The 677-nt window shown below is 35.2% G+C and carries 1 protein-coding gene; it reads left to right on the top strand.

Annotated features, from left to right (window positions below; all coding sequences use genetic code 11):
• Positions 1–675 (top strand): PorP/SprF family type IX secretion system membrane protein (locus tag LBV24_RS15380; protein WP_224479482.1); only part of this gene is annotated, 675 nt, incomplete at its 5' end.
• Between the last annotated feature and the right edge of the window lie 2 nt (positions 676–677).

Below are 677 nucleotides of genomic sequence, written 5' to 3'. Positions count from 1 at the left end.
ATCAATGATAAATTGGGTTATGAAAATTTTTCATATATCTATGGTGATTTCTCATATACTATCCCAACAGGCGTTAATTCTGAATTGGCTTTTGGTATTAAAGGTGGCTTTACACATTACAGCTTGGACGAAGAGCTGTTAAATGATCCTTCTGTTGTAAACGATCCATTTTTTAACGATGTATCAAACAGGTGGAGTCCCAATGTCGGTGCCGGAATTTATTGGCATTCTCAACGTTGGTATCTTGGACTTTCAGCTCCAAGAATCCTTAATACAGATTATAATAATGGCGGAAGCGGTAATATCGATTATGTGGCGTTGGAACGTATAAGCTACTATTTTACTGGTGGTTATGTGTTCAATCTAAGCGAAACAACAAAGCTAAAACCATCGGTTTTATTAAAAGCTACAAATGGCGCTCCATTATCTTTTGATATTTCAGCAAACTTTTTGTTTAATGAAATATTTTGGATAGGTGGAGGTTACAGAATTAACCAATCTGCCGCAGCGATTGGTGGCATTGCCGATTTCCAAGTATCAAAACAATTGAGAATTGGTTATGCATATGAATATCCAATATCAGATATTAGACCTTATACAAGTGGAACACATGAAGTACTGCTCATGTTTGAGGTATTTAAAACTAAACGAATTAAATCACCAAGATACTTCTAAAA

It is taken from the genome of Winogradskyella vincentii, from assembly GCF_020166345.1.
GTDB classification, from domain to species: domain Bacteria; phylum Bacteroidota; class Bacteroidia; order Flavobacteriales; family Flavobacteriaceae; genus Winogradskyella; species Winogradskyella vincentii.
Note: the sequence above shows the minus strand (reverse complement) of the source record. Positions and strands in the feature narration are given on the sequence as shown.